Source organism: Daejeonella sp. (genome assembly GCF_017495225.1).
Classification (GTDB): domain Bacteria; phylum Bacteroidota; class Bacteroidia; order Sphingobacteriales; family Sphingobacteriaceae; genus Daejeonella.
Genome location: NZ_JAFEIG010000031.1, coordinates 1 through 24,361, shown reverse-complemented (window position 1 = coordinate 24,361; position 24,361 = coordinate 1). Strand labels below are relative to the sequence as shown.

1 protein-coding gene (cut by a window edge) is annotated in these 24,361 nt (G+C 40.3%); it reads left to right on the top strand.

The window, feature by feature from the left end:
- On the top strand, positions 1 to 24,361 hold part of the coding region annotated (locus tag QZ136_RS11460) for an Ig-like domain-containing protein (protein ID WP_291403637.1) (this coding region is incomplete at its 3' end). Its footprint begins 7,600 nt before the window's first position; 24,361 of 31,961 annotated nt are visible.

The following is a 24,361-nucleotide window of genomic DNA, read 5'->3' as shown; positions in this document are numbered from 1 at the left end:
GAACAGCAAGTGTAAGAGTACAAGGTTCGAATAACAACTTGACATGGATGGACTTAACAGCTGATATAACTCCTCCTGCAAATGCTACGAATGTTACAGCTGTTGGGGTACTTACCTTACCTAACTCCAATAAATTTACACTGAATACAAATCCAGGAGCTTATAAGTACTATCGTATTTATGGAGTTACTGCTGCAAATATATCTTCAGGAATAGCTGTTGAGGTATATTTTGATGTCAATTTAGCAACCTATCAGGCTTCCCTATTTCCTAAACCTAACTGTGTAAATGATACAGATGGGGATAAACAGTTTAACCATTTAGATTTAGATACAGATGGTGATGGCTGTTCGGATGCTTTCGAGGCAGGAACTACGACAAGCAAAACGGCCAACTTTGCTCATCCATCTACAGGGAACGGGACGAATGGGTTACTAAATAGCCTCGAAACCACTGCAGATAATGGAATTTATAAAAGTACGTATACCTATGATTATGCAGTAGATAATACAATTGTAGCTTGTACGGATACCGATGGTGATGGTGTAATCGATTTAATAGATTTAGACGATGACAATGACGGTATACTAGATACAATTGAACAAGCAACCTGTACAGGAACGGTTCCATTTACACTTAAAAACATCAATGGATCCACAACTGGAGCTTTTGGTTATAATGCAGCCTTCCCTTCTTGGATGCGACTTTCGTTTAATCAATTCCAACCAGGTTATACCCTTACTTTTGACTCACCTGTAGAGGACATTGCCCTACAGTTTGCATCTATTTATGATTTTGATCGATATGGTAAGTTCACGGCTAAATTGTCGGATGGTACGATTATAGAAAACATAGATTTTAATCTGTCCACTACTTTTGCGCCTACGGCAGCTATCTGGACGCCACAGCCCAATAATGTAAATAATTTCACGGGTAATTTCACTAAAAATTATGGAGCACCCTTTGCTCCAGGAACACCTTTCTTTCAAACGTCAAATCTAACCTCTGGTGATGCGCAATCTTGGGGAATTGTTCATTTTAAAAATATCCCTGGTGCTAAGACAAAAGGTATTGTAGAATTGAGCTTTACTATCTTGGAATCAACAGCAACGTCTGGCACAGCTGGCTTAGCGGTGTATAGTAAATGTGTTACTTTCTTAGATACCGATGGAGATGGGATTCCTAATAGTTTGGACTTAGATTCTGACGGTGATGGCTGTTCGGATGCTTTAGAAGCAGGTCTTACAGCAAATACAGATCCTACTTTTAGATTTTCAGGAACTGTTGGATTAAATGGTTTTGATAATACACTTGAATCTGCTGTGGATAATGGGCTAACTACCTATACCTCTACCTACTTTCCCAATGCTTTGAGTAATAACCTTTCTCTTTGTAAAGATTTAGACTCAGATGGTGTATTTGACCAAGCGGATTTAGACGATGATAATGACGGTATTCTTGATGCGATTGAATCGCCAAGTTGTTTTTATACTGCTCAGAATTGGTTCTTGGGCGATAGAAGAGAGATTAGGGTAAGTACTCCATTAAACATGCTTTCATCAGACAATCAACCATCAGAATTGGTGGATAATTTAGATGGTATAGGGAATACTGCTGTTAGATTTGCTGGCGAGACTGTTGCTGCTAAGCAAGTTTATGCTTTCAATATGAATATTCCTGTTGAATTGAGTAAAATTTACTTGGGATATACCACCACAGCGACACATTTCCTTGCAGGTACTAATCTGGTGCTTCGCGGTTCAAATGATGGGGCAACGTGGATAGAATTATCTAATCCATTGGCTTATAGCAATACTACCGGCACTTTGGGAGTAAGCGTGCTCCCTCCTTTCTTAGGAGCCCACTATGCCAATGTGTTTACAGTAACCAAAAATGCCTCTAAATATAAATTCTATGATATTTACTGGACTTCTGGAGGAGGAATAAACTCCTCAGGCGGATGGTCTGATGAGGTTTATTTTGAAACGGCTACTAATTATAATCCGAGTGCACATCCTAAATTGACTTGCTTTAGTGATTCGGATAATGATGGTAAATTAAATCATCAGGATTTAGATTCTGATGGGGATGGCTGTTTCGATATAGTGGAAGCAAAGGTACTTTCTTCATCAACTACAGGATTAGCAGCAAGTCCTTTCGGATTGAATGGTTTTGCCGATGCTTTGGAAACAAGCGCTGAAACTGGTATTTCAAAAATAAGCTATACCTATGGCAATGCCAGAACCAACACTATAAACGCTTGTTTGGATACAGATGGAGACGGTTTAACTGATGTATTCGACCTTGATGATGACAATGATGGTGTACTGGATGAAGTAGAATGTCCAACCCCTGGTTTTCAACCGATTTTACCTCGTTTTCAAATTAGCTCTGGAGCTTTACAATCACATTCTTTAACTGGTTTCCCAGAAGAACTGTACATTGATATTTGGAATATCGACAACAATTTTAACCTAAAAGTGAATGGTGTAAATATTTCTACCGTTAGTGAGTTGAACCTTTCTAACATGGGGACAACAGTATACACGGCTAGTAGTACTTTGATGGTTCTACCAAATGGAGTTGCTGTAAATGCACCAAACCACGTTTGGACCTATGGAAATACTCAGCCTCGTCCATTACTTCGAGTTGTGATCAATCGATTTGGTGAAACCAAAATATTAGCACTAGATGGTACGCAAGGAGCAGGTAATTACCAAGAATTAGTTTTACTGAATGCTTCCTATCAGTTGTTACCAATTAACTTAACGGGTACGAACACCATTACCTTAGGTCAAGACAACGAATTTGCGCCAACCTATTTATTTGCTGAATTTAACGCATTTAATGGTTCTGGCGCTTGTGATACCGATGGAGATGGTATTAGAAATAGCTTAGACCTGGATTCAGATAATGATGGCTGTAGTGATGCTTATGAATCTGGAACAACTTCCATTAAGACAGCAGATTATGTCTTTACTACTGGGTTTGGTACAAATGGATTTGCAAATAGTTTAGAGGGCCAAGTAGATAATGGTATTTACAATGGCGTATACACCTATGAATTAGCTACCGCTGTTGGTATAAATGTTTGTTTAGACTTTGACAAGGATGGCATCAGTGATATTTACGATATCGATGATGATAATGACGGGATACTTGATGCGGTAGAATCACCATCTTGTTTCTACAACTTGAAAGAAGTAGGGGAGTTTGAAGCGGTAAGCACACAATTGGAGATTTTCCAAAGTTCATCTAATTCGCTTTATGTGATTGGAAATGCAATTGATAATTCAATTGGTTCTTTTTCAGCATTTACGGGTGGTCAAAATTGGGTAAATAGAGAGATATTTAAATTTAAAGCAAAAGGACAAATACAAATTACGGGTTTAAAGCTCGACTTAAGTACTTATGCTTTATCAAGTGCAACAACCAATACCTTTAAATTGCAGGGTTCAAAAGATGATATCGTATGGACTGATCTTTCTGGTGCACTCTCATCTACCGCATCAACAGGTTCTTTTATTCTTCCAAATACACTTCAATCCGCTGAAAGCTTCAAATATTTCCGCATTATTGGGGTTGCTGGAACAGGTTCAAATGGCGGTGTCGCCAATGCTACATTGTTACTCCATGCAAGTACAAATACCAGTCTGTTTCCTAAAATCACTTGTTTAGATGACATAGATATCGATAATAGTCCTAACCATTTGGATTTAGATTCTGACGCGGATGGTTGTGCGGATGCTATCGAAGCAGGTACGGCACTAGCCCGGACGACAGCATTCTCAGCCACAAGCTTTTTTAACAATACGACCACAGGTGCCAATGGATTTATAGATGTATTGGAAACCAGTCCAGAATCAGGAGTTTACAAGGGTTTGTATAGCTATCAATTTGCTACTGATAAAAACATAGATGGTTGTTTGGATACCGACGGTGATGGGGTTCCTAATCTAATCGATATCGATGATGATAACGATGGGATTTTGGATGTAAGTGAACAATCGGGGACATGCTCCTCGGAGACCTTGACTCCTATTTCTGCTATCTCAAGTCCATTTTGGGGAAGTGCAACAGCCACTTTATCAATAGATGGCTCAGGATTTACAGGATCAGGTCTCTCGGCACTGGCAACTGCTCCAGCAACGATATCCGATGCTTGGTTGCTCAAAGAACCAGAAACTTCAGGGTTCATCGAATATACAATGCCGGCCAATGCGAATGTTGGCGGGGTAGCTTTGTGGGCGCCTGATGCTACAAACTATGGTGGGGGAGACGGTCCTGTAAAAGACTTTACTGTGGTTGTAACTTATGATGGTGGAAAAATCTATACATCGCAGGTTTTCACGACAGCTCAGCCCAATTCTAGCGGTGCATTGCCGGGGGTACAAGCTTTTTATCTCCCGACCGCTTTAAATAATGTTACGAAAATCCGATTAAACATTTCCAGCGGATGGTACGACGTCAATAATAACAGCATTGGTCAAATTTCTACTGTAGGGCAAACGGTTAACTCAGCATATAACATTTTCCTAAGTGAATTTAGGGCAATATGCGGAGTGGCAGATATTGATACAGATAATGACGGCATTCCTAACAGACTTGATTTAGATTCAGATGGCGATGGATGCTCCGATGCGATTGAAGGGGGAAGTTCTACAGTAGCCACTAGCACAACGGACTTTCTTGTAACTAATGGAACGAACACGGATACTAATTCCAACGGTTTGTTGAATCAATACGAAGGAGCCACCGGAAAAATCAATTATGTATCAACTTATCTTTCCTTTGCATTAGCATCTACCTTAAATGTTTGTGCCGATACCGATGGTGACGGAGTAAAAGACATTTTTGACTTGGATGATGATAATGATGGCGTTTTAGATGCTGTTGAATCGCCGAGCTGCTTCTTTACTGCCAGCGAATTACAGAGACCTATTGCGGTGAGCACGCAATTGTCAATGCATTCAAACTATTTAATTGCTAGTACAATTGATGATAATCCTGCAACTGCATCTGCTTTTGCACCGAATATCAATTGGGTGGGATTAGAACTCTTTAAATTAACTGCGGCATCGTCTATTAAAATTACTGGAGTTACTCTAGGTAATTTGGTGAGTTGGCCACTTACCAATGGTACTGCAAGCTTTAAATTACAAGGCTCTGTTGATAATATAACTTGGACAGATTTATCTGCTGCGGTAACTTCAACAGCTGCTTCAAATGATTTTGTGATAAGCAATACAATCGAGCCTACTAAATCTTTTATTCACTATCGTATTATTGGAGCATCCGGTCTTTCATGGTATGGTGGTGTGGGAGAAATTAGGTTTAATATTGCCCCAGATTTTAATTCTTCAGCCAATCCAAAAGCAATTTGTACGAATGATACTGATGGAGATCAAAAGCTGAACCACCAAGATCTCGACTCAGATGGTGATGGCTGTGCCGATGCCATTGAATCTGGAAGCTCTACTACTGCAACTAGCACAACGGTCTTTCCTGTTAGCAATGGAACGACTACGGATACCAATTCAAATGGTCTGTTAAATCAATATGAAGGCACTACCGCTGGAACAGTTAATTACAATGCCACCTATGATTTTGCACTTTCCGCTGCGTTTAACCTTTGCCTAGATTCTGATGGTGATCGCGTTGTAGATTATTTTGATTTGGATGACGACAACGACGGGGTTATAGACAATGTGGAATCTCCTGATTGTTTTTATACCAATCAAGAATTAAGAATACCGATTGCTGTTTCTTCTGAATTAACACAACATAACACTTCCTATGTTATTGGAAATTCAATCGACGCTAGTTCGTCAACTGCATCTGCATTTGCAACTGGCCAAAATTGGGTAGGGAAAGAAATTTTCAAGTTTACTGCAGCAGATTATGTTCCGCTGACTGCCATGACTTTCGACTTGGTAAGTTGGGCACTTTCCGCAGATGCCAACAGTACATTTAGGTTACAGGGTTCAAGTGATAATCAAAGCTGGACCAATTTGTCAGCAGCAATCACTTCTAGTGCAAATACTGGAACACTTACTATAAACAATACCTTAGCAACAAGTGCTAAATTCAAATTCTTTAGGCTAATTGGTGTGGCAGGAACTTCAAGTTATGGAGGCGTGCATACCGCGCGTTTTGTGATTCCTGATTCTCCAAATCAGTTGTATCAAAAACCAACTTGTATTTCTGCTAATGACAATGATGGCAGGCCAAATCATTTAGACCACGACTCGGATGGCGATTCTTGTAGTGATGCAGTTGAAGCAGGTACAGCACTAATAGGTACCACCGCTTTTTCTGCCACGAGCTTCTTTGATCCTGCTACAACAGGAGCCAATGGCTTTGCCGATGCATTAGAAACGACCGCTGGTAGCGGAATATTTAAGGGTACCTATACCTACCTCAATGCGAGGACCAGTTTAATCAATACTTGCATTGATACAGATGGGGATAGAATAGGGGATTTCATTGATCTAGATGATGACAATGATGGTGCCCCAGATTTGCAAGAGTTAAGTTGTATAGCTGCTGTGGCAAATGGTACTTGTACAATCGCTCAAATGGGAACCCTACAATACGGAATAACGTCGCATTGTACAGGCTGGCTAGGTTTTGACTATGACCCATCGCCAAGTGTAACGGTTATTACAAACTTTGATTACATGGGCCTTACCAATGGAATTCCTTATTTTGATTTTCAAGGGTCTGTTTCAAGTAGTGCTACCACTGTTTTATGTGGTAAAATGTATAAAAATTTCACCACCGTTCCTGGAATTACCTATACCTACACCATCAATTTGATGAATAATTTTGTGGATGCAGAAGACATTAAACCACAATTAAAAGGAGTAGATTTTGCAACGGGTCTTGAACTTGGTGCAACCTATTTGAATGGTACAGGAACTCGTTCAGTTACTTTTACAGCTATTGGAACTACTACTTCGATATCTGTGGGACTTGATACACGTCCTTCAATCGCCTATGTTGGTCCTAACCAATTCTGGCATGAAGTAAGTCATACCATGAATGGGATGCCCTACAGCGTGTGTACTACCATTGATACCGATAATGATGGGAAAATAAACTCCCTTGATTTGGATTCTGATGGGGATGGCTGTTCTGACGCCATTGAGTCTGGCGCATCTGCCACTGCCACAAGTACGACAGTACATCCCACTGGCGATGATGTGAATGGGAATGGATTGCTCAATACCTATGAAAATACAAGTACTGCAGGATTGTTAGGGTATGAGTCGACTTACTTTACGAATGCACTAATTAATAGCGTAAATGCTTGTTTAGATAGTGATCGCGATGGTATTTCAGATGTTTTTGACTTAGACGATGACAACGATGGCGTCTTAGATCAGACAGAACAGGCCTGCGTCTCTTCTCTCCTTAGCAGAACAGGAATCACTGTTTCTTCGGAGGTTCAATGGACTTTTGCCAATGGAGTTGCCAATTTGAATTCCCTTGTTGATGGGATCGATGGGTCTACGAATCAGGCTTATCCGATAGAGTCATTGAGTGGCAAAACGGCTTTGCAATTTGATTTACCTCAGGCAAGAGTCTTGAATTTAATCGAATTAGGAAACCACCCAGGTCAAATCCCATTTGTACCTGGCGGGACCTATAAGATTCAAGGCTGGAATGGATCTACCTGGACTGATATTGTTGCTTCCCAAACGGTGGCCAATACCCAACCCATCTTCGCCAGCAATAATTCGATTAAGTTTAGCATGCCGGCCAATACCAAGGCGTATATAAAATACCGAATCTTTGGTATTTCTTTAACTAATCAAGGCAATTGGGCACAGGAGGCCTATTTCCTAGAATATGCATGTAGAGATATTGATACCGATGGGGATGGTATTTCTAACCGTTTGGATCTTGATTCTGATAGAGATGGTTGTTCCGATGCCATCGAAGCAGGAAGTTCAACTACAGCAACAAGTACAACGGTATTCCCAGAAACATCAGCAACATCAGATACCAATTCGAATGGTTTATTGAATGTGTATGAAGGAACAACCGTTGGAACAATTAATTACACGTCAACCTATACAGACTATGCCTTAACCAACACAATCAATGCTTGTTTGGATACAGATGGCGATGGGGTTAAAGACATTGTTGACTTAGACGATGACAATGATGGTGTATTGGATACCGATGAGTTCAATTGTACACCTATTTTAATGAGTAAAGCGGGAGTTACTGTTTCTTCTACAGTAACTTGGGGCGGAACTTTAACCAATATTCTCAATGGCACAGAAAGTATTGATGCCTATACCACCACCACATTCTTAAATCAAACTATTTTACAATTTGATTTGCCTTCGGCCAAAATACTAAGTTTGATTGAATTGAGCAGTCAGGCTGGTAACTTCCCACTTGGAAGCACCGGAACATACAACATAGAAGGTTGGAATGGATTTGCTTGGAAGGTAATAGCTTCTAACCAAACATTTGGCACATCAACACCAATAACGGGAACCAACAATTCCTATAAATTTAATTTGGCTAACAATTATACAGCCTACTCAAAATACCGAATTTTTGGAACATCTGTCTCTGGTACCGTTTCAGGATGGGTGCAAGAAGCGTACTTTACAGAACGTGTTTGTAATCCCGATGTAGATGGCGACGGAATTCCAAATTCATTAGAACTAGACAGTGATAATGACGGTTGTGCCGATGCCATTGAAGCAGGAAGTTCTATAACAGCAACAAGTAGGACAGTATTCCCAACAGGAACCGATACCAACGGAAATGGCTTGTTGAATAACTACGAAGGTACAACTGCTGGAACCATAAATTACTTAAATAAATACCAACCATATGCAACGAGTTCTTTTATCAATGCTTGTTTAGATACAGATTCAGATGGAACATTGGATGTGAACGACCTTGACGATGATAATGATGGCGTATTAGACGAAATTGAATGTCCATTTAATGTTGATGCGTCAACACTTTCATACAACCCAATTGATTTTAATGTTGTCAATGGAGCATCAAATATTCAAACTTTTGGCGCAGCATTCAATGCATTAGTGGTTAATGTGCGGACTCTAGACAATTCATTTAATATAAAAATTAATGGAGCCGATTTATCTACACCATCTGAATTTCAATTCTATGAACCAGATGGTGCCCCTGCAAATTTTGACTTGGAATTTGAGGATGGAACCATGTATCCATCAGTATGGTCTGTATCAGGTACTCAAGCAGCGCCTTTAATTCGTGTAATTATTGACAATGATGGAAAAGTGTCTGTTTTTGGTGCGAAAACATCTGGCGGACCATTGTTTAAAATGCGCCCTAGAAATGGAAGTTTCAATACGATTAATTTAAATAAATTCACACCAAATACCTTCCAAATTAGTCAAGTAGTAATCGGCCAAACCTATATTACTGGCGACTTTGGAATCATAACCACAACAAATGTTTGTCCAGATACTGACAGGGATGGTACACCAAATAATCTAGATCTTGACTCCGACGGCGATGGTTGTAGCGATGCTAAAGAAGCTTCAAGTTCAATCACAGCAACAAGTACAACGGTTTATCCAAATGGAACCGATACCAACGGAAATGGTTTATTGAACAACTACGAAGGCTCTACTGCTGGAACAATAAATTATACTTCAACCTATGCGAACTTTGCTTTATCAAACAGCATTAACGCGTGTGTAGATACCGATGGCGACGGTTTTGGAGATGTTATAGACATTGACGATGATAATGATGGGATATTAGATGAAGTGGAATTGGCATGTGTAGAACTAATAACAAGTAAAACAGGTGTCAAAATTACTAAGCCAGCCACAATCAATTATTCCTTCAACGGAAATACAATTGCTAATTTAATTGATGGGATAGATGCGAATGTTTACGTGACTAGCGGCCCCACAGGAACATTGAATAACAGTCCATGGTTTAATTTTGAATTCCCAACGCCAAAAGCATTAGGTTATTTAGAAATAGGACATTATCAGGGTCAACAATTGTTTGCTACTGGATCTACTTACAAAATCCAAGGAAGTACCGATAATACAACGTGGACGGATGTTACAGGAACATTAACTTATAACAATATTTCAACAGCCACAAGTGGTGGATTATCGAATCACAACTCCAATATTGCTAGGTTCCCAAGCAATACAACTGCCTATAAATATTACCGTATTTTTGGTATCAGCGCTACCTCTGGTGGCGGATGGGCAACGGAGATCCATTTCAAAGAAAATGTTTGTAATTGGGATTTGGATGGTGATCGTATCCTGAACCACCTAGATCTAGATTCTGACGGTGACGGTTGTGCCGATGCTATCGAAGCAAGTAGTTCAAAAACGGCAACGAGTACAACGGTTTACCCAACTGGAACGGATACCAACAGAAATGGTTTGTTAAACAACTACGAAGGCACTACTGCTGGAACAACAAATTATACTTCAACCTATGCAAACTATGCCTTGTCAAACGCAATCAATGCCTGTTTAGATACAGATAATGATGGTGTGGGAGATGTCATTGATATAGATGATGATAATGATGGCGTATTAGATATTTCTGAACAAATAAATTGCCTTAATTCAGGTATAGATTTCAATAAGCTTAGCTTTACTGGCTCTGGAATAACAGCTAAAACAGCTAATTCTATGAATACAAGAGGTGGTAATGTTTGGGCCTCTTCTTATTCAACTCAAAATTTAAAGCTTCCAATTTCACTTAGCTTTAAAGTGCCTTCAACCACTGGTTATGCCATGTTTGGATTAATCCCAGCTGCCAATACACAAACACCTAACGATTGGGTTGATGGGGGCTATAAATTCTATTCTCAAAACACTTCCGTATATGGATATTTTGTATCTGCTTGGGCATTCAGTACAGCTATGTTGCCTTCAGACACATGGAGTATCGATATCAATACAACAGGTTATGTGACGGTAAAAAAGAATGGAGTAAATCAAACTGCCTATCAAGGTGTAGTTTCTGATTATAAAGTCGTAGTGAGTGCCTACGCTACATCTTCTATCACTGATATCATATTAACAGATGGTGCTAACCCAGCACAAACTGTTTGTCAAGACATTGATACCGATACAGATGGAATTCCTAACCGCCTAGACCTTGACTCGGATAAAGACGGTTGTTCAGATGCCATTGAAGCAAGTAGTTCAACAACAGCAACTAGTACAACGGTTTACCCAACAGGAACAGACACCAATGGAAATGGTTTGTTGAATGTATACGAAGCTGCGACTGCCGGAACAATTAATTATACGTCAACTTATAGCAATTACGCATTAAATACCACAATTAATGCTTGTTTGGATACCGATGGAGATGGAATAGGGAATATTTTTGACCTAGATGATGATAATGATGGTGTCCTAGATACCGATGAATGTCCGCCACCTCCAGGTTACAGACTATACACTCATAACCGTGCAGATGGTAGCTGGGCTCAAAATATTCCTGTCATAATTACGGGTGCTACCACTCAAACTGTTTTATTAGATCAACGTACTCAAGGTGTTGCTCCTAATAATTTTACATCAAATGGCTTGTCGACATGGAAATTAGTAGCTTCAAATATTCAGCCTAATGCTCAAAATAAAATTGTTGTTAGACTAGCTCCCAATGCCAATACTATAGGTACTTATGCCGTGGCAGATGCCATGCTACTCACAAATGGTACTAATACCTATGTGATTGATGAGGCAAGTACAGTTTCAGGCGAGTTTACTATTGTAGGTTCTTGGACACCTCAAACTGTTGGAGGTTCTTTCAACAACAATACCAATAGTTATTTTGTTGGCCCTTACTCGAGCTTGCCAACAGCTAGCTGGAATTTCTCAAACATCCCAATGATTACTGTTAGTTGTGATTTGGATAATGATGGAATTATCAATTCATTAGACCTCGACTCAGACGGTGACGGTTGTGCCGATGCTATCGAAGCAGGTAGTTCAACTACGGCAAAGAGTACTAGCATTTATCCTAATGGTGATGATAGCAATGATAATGGTCTACTCAATAATTACGAAGGCACAACTGCTGGTACAGTTAACTATACCTCAACTTATGCAGATTATGCCCTCGTTCGTACCATCAATGCGTGTACCGATACCGATGGGGATGGCGTACCTGATATTTTCGATTTGGATGATGATAATGATGGGATATTGGATACGGGTGAACAAAATTGTCCTAATAGTTCTGTAATTATAAATGGTGGCTTTGAATTGCCAACAGGAATAGGTTTCCCAACTAATGCTAATATGGTGGGTTGGAAAACTACTGCTGCAGACCAGACCATGGAAATGTGGGTTAATGGTGCATACGGTGTCCCTTCTGCCGAGGGGAATCAATTTGTAGAATTGAATGCATATTATGTGTCTTCTTTGTACCAAAAGATTAATGTTAACCCAGGTGATGAAATTACTTGGTCGGTTAAGCATAGAGGGCGCCAAGGGGTAGATGTTGCTTCAGTGAATATTGGTTCATCTATTCAAGGTGCAACACAAGTGGCACTCATGTCGGATGGCACTACTGCTTGGGGAAGCTATTCTGGTACTTATACTGTTCCTGTAGGTCAAACTGATACGTATTTTGTTATTGGAACTGTTTCATCAGTTGGTGGCGCTACTGTTGGTAATTTCATAGATGATGTTAAAGTTATTCTTACTTCTTGTACGGATATTGATACAGATAACGACGGAATTCCAAACCATTTAGATCTAGATTCAGACAACGATGGTTGCTCCGATGCCAACGAAGCATACAACAATACAACGGCGCAAGGTACAGATGGGAATTTGTACTACGGTAATGGAAATCCGCCAGCAGTAAACGCGAATGGTACAGTAATTGGAGCAAGCTATCCTGCTACAAATGCAAATGTTAGCACAGCTGGTTTGGCAAGTACCATAACTGCTCAACCGATAAATCAAACGGTGCAAGTCACAGAAAATGCGGTCTTTGCAGCTACACTAACAGCAGGCTCCGGAACAACAAGCTATCAATGGCAAATAAGTACCGATGGTGGTGCTACCTGGAACAATGTGAATAATACCGGAGCTTATTCTGGTGCAAATACCACAAGCTTGACGGTGGCCTCAGTGAGCTCCGCAATGCAAGGGCATCGTTTCCGATTAAATATTTCACAATCGAATTATGTGTGTGGTGCTGTTACTTCTAACTCAGCTCGTCTTATTATCGGTTTCTTACCTACCATTGTGGATGATAGTTTTGCGGCTGTGGAAGATACTCCGCTAACAGCGAGTGTATTTACCAATGATAGCGGCTCTGGAGGGTCCTTATTAACACTGACTACCTTCAGTATCAATGGAACAATTTATAACGCAGGTGATTTAGCTACTATTAGTGGTGTTGGTACTATCGTGATCAATACAAATGGTACTTTTACCTTTACACCGGATTTAAATTATAATGGTCCTATTCCAAGTATTGATTATACAGCAATAGATGCTAATAATGGTACAGATTCAGGTACATTAAGTCTGACGCTAACACCAGTAAATGATGCTCCAACAGTAGGTAGCGTTGTTGAAGGCACCCCTCAAAACACGGCCGTTTCGGGTAATGTTTTAACCGGGAACTCAAGCGATACAGAAGGTAATACCTTAAGCCTAAGTACTTTCACTGTTAATGGCGCCACCTATAATGTAGGCCAAACTGCAATAATCCCTGGCAAAGGTACCTTGATCATGAATGCCAATGGTTCCTATACCTTTACGCCTGTCTTAGGGTACGTTGGGGCGGTCCCGGTCGCGACTTTCACTCTGAGCGACGGAAATGGTGGAACAGCTAGCAATAGTTTAACCCTGAGCGTTACAAACGTAAATGACGCACCTTTAGCGGCGGATGATAGCTTGACTGGCGCGGAAGATGCTCCAATCACTGGAAATGTGCTCACAAATGATAGCGATGTGGATGGTGATGCGCTAAAAGTGACTCATTTTGTTGTTGGAGGAATTACTGTTCCTGTCGATCCAACAAATGGAGGCTCAACAAGCATTCTAGGAGTGGGTACTATCAAAATAAATGCTGACGGTACATTTACCTTTACCCCAGTAGCAAATTATAATGGTACTGTTCCGGCAATAACTTATACTCTAAGTGATGGAACGGCTACAGATACAGGCGCATTAAATCTTACAGTAACTGCTGTAAATGATGCTCCCTTAGCGGTTGATGAGGCAGTAAACGCTACAGAAGATAGTCCGCTAACAGGTAATGTATTAACAAACGATACTGATGTTGATTTAAATACAACTTTAACGGTTAGCACCTTTACCATTAATGGTACAAGTTATAATGCAGGCACAACGGCAAGTATTCCTGGCGTAGGTACGGTAGAAGTCAAAGCTGATGGAAGCTATACTTTCACACCTGCCTTAAATTATACAGGTGCTGTTCCAGATATTACTTATGCTATTACTGATGGCAATGGTGGAACAGATACAGGATTATTAGATATTACAATCACAGCTGTGAACGATGCTCCTTTAGCAGCAGATGATAGTTTAACTGGCGCAGAAGATGCTCCAATCACTGGAAATGTGCTCACAAATGATAGCGATGTGGATGGTGATGCGCTAAAAGTGACTCATTTTGTTGTTGGAGGAATTACTGTTCCTGTCGATCCAACAAATGGAGGCTCAACAAGCATTCTAGGAGTGGGTACTATCAAAATAAATGCTGACGGTACATTTACCTTTACCCCAGTAGCAAATTATAATGGTACTGTTCCGGCAATAACTTATACTCTAAGTGATGGAACGGCTACAGATACAGGCGCATTAAATCTTACAGTAACTGCTGTAAATGATGCTCCCTTAGCGGTTGATGAGGCAGTAAACGCTACAGAAGATAGTCCGCTAACAGGTAATGTATTAACAAACGATACTGATGTTGATTTAAATACAACTTTAACGGTTAGCACCTTTACCATTAATGGTACAAGTTATAATGCAGGCACAACGGCAAGTATTCCTGGCGTAGGTACGGTAGAAGTCAAAGCTGATGGAAGCTATACTTTCACACCTGCCTTAAATTATACAGGTGCTGTTCCTGATATTACTTATGCGATCACTGATGGTAATGGTGGCACAGATACAGGATTATTAGATATTACAATCTTAGCTGTAAATGATGCTCCTTTAGCAGCAGATGATAGTTTAACTGGCGCGGAAGATGCTCCAATCACTGGAAATGTGCTGACAAATGATAGCGATATCGACGGACCAGCAATTACGCTTACAGGCTTTAGCATTGCAGGTGTAACGGGTCCTTTCGACTTAAATACGGATCAAACTATCCCTAATGTAGGTACCATCAGACTAAATACTGACGGTACATTTACCTTCACGCCATTAGCAAATTATACTGGTACTGTTCCGGCAATTACTTATACTTTAAGTGATGGAACTTTAACAGATACGGGCGCATTAAATCTTACAGTTACCGCTGTAAATGATGCTCCCTTAGCGGTTGATGAAGTAGTAAACGCTACAGAAGATACTCCGCTAACAGGTAATGTATTAACTGATGGTACTGATGATTCGGATATCGATGGCAATACTTTAACAGTTTCTACTTTCACCATCAACGGAACTAGTTATAATGCAGGAGCAACGGCAAGTATTCCTGGCGTAGGTACGGTAGAAGTCAAAGCTGATGGAAGCTATACTTTCACACCGGCATTAAATTATACAGGTGCTGTTCCTGATATTACTTATGCGATCACTGATGGCAATGGTGGAACAGATACTGGATTGTTAGATATTACAATCTTAGCTGTGAATGATGCCCCTTCTGCGGCAGATGATAGTTTTGTCGGATTGGAAGACGCGCAGCTTACAGGAAATGTTTTGGCGAATGATAGTGATGTTGAGGCTAGTTCTTTAACCTTAACTAAATTTACTGTTGCAGGTGTTTCAGGTAATTTTAATGCTGGACAGACAGCAACAATACTAGGAGTAGGCTCAATTGTTATCGGCGCAAATGGCGACTTTACTTTCACTCCTCTACCAAATTATAATGGTACAGTGCCATTGGTAACTTATACAGTAACAGATGGTACTCTGACTGATGAAGGAAGTTTGACATTGATCTTAACCGAAGTGAATGATGTTCCTCAAGTTACGGATGATGTGATTCTTGCTACTGAGGATACTCCAATCTCAGGTAATGTGCTTTCAAATGATACCGATACGGATTTAAATACATTGAAAGTCACTCAATTTACTATTAATGGGGTGTCTTACAATGTGGGTGTAACTGCTAATATCCCTGGAGTAGGTACAATCATCGTAAATGAGAATGGCGACTTTACTTTCAGTCCTGCATTGAACTTTAATGGCGATGTGCCGGATATTACTTATGAAGTAAATGATGCAAATGGCGGGACAGATACAGGTCTAATTGATATTAATGTTGCCGCAGTTAATGATGCTCCAGCTGCTGTAGATGATATTTTTACGGTTGCAGAGGATGCTCCGCTTACAGGAAACTTACTTAGCAACGACAGCGATGTAGAGGGAAATCCAATTGTAGTGAGTTCAATCACATTTGGTACTGAAACAGTAAATGTGGTTTCGGGCACTGGCGGTACAATCACAGTGGCGGGTGTTGGAACTATTCAAATGAATGTGAATGGCTCATTTACTTTCACCCCTGCAGCAAATTACAGTGGCTCTGTTCCTGATATTATTTATACTGTATCAGACGGTAATGCAACAGACACTGGTATTTTAGATATCACGGTTACGGCAGCAAATGATGCTCCACTTGCAGTGGATGACATTGTAAACGCTACAGAAGATACGCCTTTAACTGCTAACATCTTAACAAACGATACCGATATAGATGGAAATAGCTTAACAGTTACACAATTTACCATTGATGGTGTTTCTTATAATGCCGGTACAACGGCAAGTATCCCTGGTGTGGGTACACTTGTAGTCAACACCGATGGTAGCTATACCTTCACGCCTGCCTTAAATTATGCAGGTGTAGTCCCAGTGGTTAATTATACAGTTAGCGATGCAAATGGTGGCACAGATACAGGCGATTTGAAAATCACAATGATTGCCGTAAATGACGCACCAATAGCTGTTGATGATAGCTTTATAGGTTCAGAAGATGCTATCATTAACGGAAATATAAAAACAAATGATAGCGATGTTGAAGGCTCAGCAATTACCATTACAGGCTATAGTATAGCAGGTTTGTCTGGCCCATTTGTTATCGGTGTTACAGAAACTATTCCTGCGGGTACTATCAAAATAAATGCCGATGGTACATTTACCTTCACGCCAGCATTAAATTATAATGGTACTGTACCTGCAATTACTTATACCTTAAGTGATGGCTCTGATACAGATTCTGGGATATTAAATCTTACGGTTACTCCAGTAAATGATGCTCCAATAGCAGTTAATAATGTGGTCAATGCTACTGAAGACACTGTGATTTCTGGCAATGTTTTAACAAATGATACAGATGTTGATGGCAATACTTTAACGGTTACACAATTTAAAATTGGTACAACTTCATATAATGTTGGCGATCTCGCGAGCATCCCAGGTATTGGAACAGTTAAAGTTAATGCAGATGGAACATATACATTTACACCAGCATTAAATTATGTAGGCGATGTGCCAGATATTTTCTATACCATCAGCGATAATAATGGTGGCTCTGCTACAGCGCTAATTGATATTTCAGTTACGGCGGTTAATGATGCTCCTACGGCAACAGATGATATTGCTGTAACTAATGCAGCTGTTAGTGTGAGTGCAAATGTTCTGACCAATGATTCTGATTTAGAAGGCGACGCATTAACGCTTACTCAATTTACAATAGCAGGTATTACTGGTACTTTTACAGCTGGCAATACACCAGTGACTATCCCAGGAGTGGGAACAATCACCTTAAATACTAATGGCCAATTTACTTTTGTTCCTTCAGTAGATGTGAATGGAGATGGAACGACAGGAGATCAATACTCAGGTGATGTGCCAATTATCACATACACTATTAGCGATGGTAATGGCGGAATAGATATAGCAACCCTTGATATTTATGTGGCTCCAGTAAATAGAGATCCTGTTGCGGTAAATGATACCAAGTCTGTGGATGAGGATAATATCTTAACAGATAATGTTATTTTGAACGATTCAGACCTTGATCTAAATACAATATTAGAACTTACGCAATTCTCATTTACTGTAAATGCAATAACGTATACTTATCCAGCGGGAACTTTAGCAACTATTCCTGGGGTAGGAACTATCAAAATTGATGCGGATGGTGATTATGAATTTAAACCAAATTCTAATTGGAATGGCACGGTACCAAATATTTCTTATACTCTAAGCGATAATGATGGAGGTCAAGCAAGCGCAATTTTAGCTATTACCATTATCGCAGTAAATGATGACCCAGTAGCAGTAAACGACGAAAATATTGTTACGCCTGAGGATACGCCAATATCAGGAAATGTTTTATTGAATGATAGCGATCCTGATGGGGATAGCATTGAAGTTTCAGAGTTTACCATTAGTGGGATTACCGGAACCTTTACAGCTGGTCAAACAGCAACAATTCCTGGCAAAGGGACTATTGTAATTGAAGAAAATGGTGATTTTACCTTCACTCCAGCATTAAATTATAATGGAGCTGTACCAACCATTACTTATACCGCAACAGACAATACTCCTCAAGGAAGCGCAACAGCAAGCTTAAATATTGCTATTAGTCCAGTAAATGATAATCCAGTTGCTCAGCCAAATACCAATACGCTTGATGAGGATGATGCTAATAAAACAGGTAATTTATTGACTGATGACACTGCTGATTCGGATATCGATGGCAATACTTTAACAGTTAGTCAATTTACTATCAATGGTGTAGTTTATAATACAGGTGCCGCAGTGAGCATTGCAGGGGTAGGAACTATCCAAATTGATGCGAATGGTGATTATGAATTTATACCAAATGCCAATTATAATGGTACGGTACCAACTATCACTTACACGCTAAGCGATGGCAATGGTGGAACAGCTACAAGCACCTTAATTCTTACGGTTAATGCGGTAAATGATGCCCCAGTAGCCAGCAATGATAGTCAGACAGGCTTAGAAGATTCTACTCTTTCTGGAAATGTATTAGCTAATGATAGTGATATCGATAACAGTACCTTGACTGTAACTAGCTTTACCGTTGATGGTCAGACGATTACTATTGCTCCAAGCGCTTCTGGTTCAGCTACAATTACTGATGTAGGTACAATTACCATTAATTCTGATGGGACTTATACCTTCACTCCACTAGCTAATTATCATGGTACAGTACCGGTAATTACATATACATTAAGCGATGGTACTGCAAGCACTACTGCTACGCTTAGATTAGCCATAACTGCGGTAAATGATAGTCCTACTGCTATTGCCGATAGTAATACTATTAATGAAGATGCTGTAGATTCAGGCAATGTATTGACCAATGATTCGGATGTTGAAACAGCAAAAGCTGATCTAAAAGTTACAGACTTCTCATTCTTGATAGGCGGAACAAATACTTCTTTCCCTGCAGGTACCACAGCCACCATTCCGAATGTAGGTACGATTGTGGTTAATGTTAATGGTTCATACATCTTTACACCTAATGCTAATTATAGCGGGACTGTTCCAACTATAAATTATACCCTTAGCGATAATACTGGTGGAACAGCTACAAGTAAATTAGATATTATTGTTTCAGCCGTAAATGATCAGCCAATTGTTGTAAATGAGCAAAAAATCATCGCTGAAGATGTACCAGCAAGTGGTTTATTATTAGCAAATGACTCTGATATTGACGGAGGTACATTAAGTATAACTTCAATTTCTGTTGATGGACAAACTATTCCAGTTGTTCCTGGAACTCCAACTACAGCCACAATTGATGGTGTTGGAACCTTCCAGATTAGCGCTACTGGTTCGTATACATTTACTCCTGCCTCAAATTATGATGGTCTGGTGCCGGTGCTTTCTTATACGGTAATCGACGGACAAGGAGCTTCAAATACTGGAACTTTGTCAATTAAGATCAATGCAGTAAATGATAATCCTGTTCCAACAGCAGATACTCAAACAATCAATGAGGATACAAAAGCTACTGGTAATGTTTTAGCAAATGATTCGGATGTAGAAACAGCGAATGCTGATTTAAAAGTGACTGAGTTCTCTTTCACCATTGGCACTACAACTTCTACCTTCCCAGCAGGCACCACAGCCACTATTGCTGGTGTTGGTACCGTTGTTGTCAATGCGGATGGTACTTATGAATTCACTCCAAATGTGAATTATAACGGGACTGTACCAGCTATAAATTACATCTTAACAGATGAGGATGGTGGAACAGCAAACAGTGCCATAAATATTACAATCACTCCAGTTAATGATGCGCCAGCAGCTGTAAATGATAGCAAAACTGGTCTGGAAGATGCAGATCTTACCGGCACTGTCTTGACTAATGATAGCGATACTGATGGCGGTACATTGAGTGTGACTTCATTCCTAGTGGATGGTCAGACGATTACAATCGCTCCAAATTCTTCTGGTGATGCTACAATCCAAGATGTAGGTACGATTACCATCAATTCGGATGGGACTTACACCTTCGTGCCTGTAGCCAACTATAATGGAACTGTTCCGGTAATTACTTATACGCTAAGCGACGGACAAGGAGGAAGCAGCACAGCTACGCTAAGTCTGAGCATCACGGCAGTAAATGATAATCCTGTTCCAACAGCAGATACTCAAACAATCAATGAGGATACAAAAGCTACTGGTAATGTTTTAGCAAATGATTCGGATGTAGAAACAGCGAATGCTGATTTAAAAGTGACTGAGTTCTCTTTCACCATTGGCACTACAACTTCTACCTTCCCAGCAGGCACCACAGCCACTATTGCTGGTGTTGGTACCGTTGTTGTTAATGCGGATGGTACTTATGAATTCACTCCAAATGAGAATTATAACGGGACTGTACCAGCCATAAATTATATCCTAACAGATGAAGATGGTGCAACAGCAACAAGTTCTTTAACAATAAGCATCACTCCAGTTAATGATGCGCCAGCGGCTGTAAATGATAGCAAAACTGGTCTGGAAGATGCAGATCTTACAGGTACTGTCTTGACTAATGATAGCGATATTGATGGCGGTACATTGAGCGTGACTTCATTCCTAGTGGATGGTCAGACGATTACAATCGCTCCAAATTCTTCTGGTGATGCTACAATCCAAGATGTAGGTACGATTACCATCAATTCGGATGGGACTTACACCTTCGTGCCTGTAGCCAACTATAATGGAACTGTTCCGGTAATTACTTATACGCTAAGCGACGGACAAGGAGGAAGCAGCACAGCTACGCTAAGTCTGAGCATCACGGCAGTAAATGATAATCCTGTTCCAACAGCAGATACTCAAACAATCAATGAGGATACAAAAGCTACTGGTAATGTTTTAGCAAATGATTCGGATGTAGAAACAGCGAATGCTGATTTAAAAGTGACTGAGTTCTCTTTCACCATTGGCACTACAACTTCTACCTTCCCAGCAGGCACCACAGCCACTATTGCTGGTGTTGGAACAATTATTGTCAATGCGAATGGTACTTATGAATTCACTCCAAATGCGAATTATAACGGGACTGTACCAGCGATAAATTACATCCTAACAGATGCGGATGGTGCAACAGCAACAAGTTCTTTGACGATTAGCATCACTCCAGTTAATGATGCGCCAGCGGCTGTAAATGATAGCAAAACTGGTCTGGAAGATGCAGATCTTACAGGCACTGTCTTGACTAATGATAACGATATTGATGGCGGTACATTGAGTGTGACTAGCTTTGAGGTTAATGGTCAGACGATTACAATCCCAACAGGAGCTTCTGGTACCACTACTATTGCCAATGTAGGTTCAATTACCATCAATTCAGATGGGACTTACACCTTCGTGCCTGTAGCTAATTATAATGGGGCAGTCCCAGCAATTACTTATACGCTAAGCGACGGACAAGGAGGAAGCAGCACAGCTACGCTAAGTCTGAGCATCACGGCAGTAAATGATAATCCTGTTCCAACAGCAGATACTCAAACAATCAATGAGGATACAAAAGCTACTGGTAATGTTTTAGCAAATGATTCGGATGTAGAAACAGCGAATGCTGATTTAAAAGTGACTGAGTTCTCTTTCACCATTGGCACTACAACTTCTACCTTCCCAGCAGGCACCACAGCCACTATTGCTGGTGTTGGAACAATTATTGTCAATGCGAATGGTACTTATGAATTCACTCCAAATGCGAATTATAACGGGACTGTACCAGCGATAAATTATACTTTAACAGATGCGGATGGTGGAACAGCGACAAGTTCTTTAACGATTAGCATTACTCCAGTGAATGATGCGCCAGCAGCTGTAAATGATAGCAAAACTGGTCTGGAAGATACAGATCTTACAGGCACTGTCTTGACTAATGATAGCGATATTGATGGCGGTACATTGAGCCTGACTAGCTTTGAGGTTAATGGTCAGACGATTACAATCCCAACAGGAGCTTCTGGTACAACTACTATTGCCAATGCAGGTACAATTACTGTTAACTCTGATGGGACTTATACTTTCGAACCTGAAGAAAATTACAATGGAACAGTTCCGGTAATTACTTATACAGTAAGTGATGGTGCATTGTCTGCTACAGCAACATTAAGTCTAAGCATCACGGCAGTAAATGATAATCCTGTCCCAACAGCAGATACTCAAACAATTGATGAGGGTACAATCGCCAATGGTAATGTATTGTCAAATGATACAGATATTGATGGCGATAACCTTACAGTTACACAATTTGCTATTAATGGAGTAAACTATTCGGCAGGAACAATAGTTGAAATCCCTAATGTAGGTTCAATTATAATAAAAGGAGATGGCGACTATATTTTCACACCTGAACCTAATTATAATGCTGCTGTGCCTCCAATTACTTATACTGTTTCTGATGGAAATGGAGGATCAAGCACTTCAGGCTTAACGATAACCATCACTCCAGTTAATGATGCACCTATCGTTAAGAATGAGACAATCAGTATCCTTGAAGATGCAGTAGCCACAGGAAATGTATTATCAAATGATACCGATGCGGAAGGTGATGATTTAACTGTTACTAATTTTACGGTTGGAGGGCAAACTTATCCTGCAGGACAAACAGTAAGTCTAGCGGGGATAGGAACGCTTGTAGTGAATGCCGATGGGACATTCACCTTTACTCCAGTTCCAAATTATAATGGTATCCTGCCTTTAATTGGCTATAATGTAACTGATGGCGAATCAACTGTGCCTGGCTCCTTAAGCATTGATGTGAGTCCAGTGAATGATGCACCAATCTTACAAAATGAAACGATTGCTACCCCTCAAAATACCGACGCTAGTGGTAATGTATTGACCAATGAAACGGATGTGGATGGCGATGTTTTAACAATTACTGAATTTAGCATCGATACCGATGGTGATGGTAATGCTGAAACGTTTACGGCAGGTTCTACCGCTACAATTGTTGGAAAGGGGACTTTATTCATCAATACAGATGGCAGCTTTACCTTTACACCTGCTACAAATTATTATGGTTCCGTTCCAGCGGCAACTTATGAGTTTACCGACGGAACTGTTACAGCAAATGCAACACTAAACCTTACTGTAAGCCCTGTGGATACGGATGGTGATGGGGTAATGGACTTCCTAGAACTTTTGGATAGCACTGATCCAGACGACCCATGTAGCTTTAATATAGATAATCAAGATATTACGCCAAGTACCGCTTGGAGCAATGCCGATTGTGATGGTGATGGGACCACCAATGGTCAAGAGGTAATAAATAATACGAATCCTTTAGATCCTTGTGCACATGCTCCTGGGGCAATTCCAGATACGAGTAATCCTATTTGGCTGGCTGCAGATTGTGATGGGGATGGAGAAACAAACGAGACTGAAGCAACAAACAATACTGATCCAAATGATCCTTGTTCTTATGCTGTTGCTCCGCTTTCAGGTAGCACAGCCTATACTCAATGGTCTGCGTTGGATTGTGATGGGGATGGAATAAATAATGCTAAAGAAATCTTAAACGGGACTGGTCCACAAGATGTTTGTGATTATTTGTTGGCAAGTTTTGATCTTGATAAGGTAAATGATAATTGGTCTAATGCCGATTGCGATAGCGATGGCTTAACAAATGGCGAGGAAGCTACTGGTGT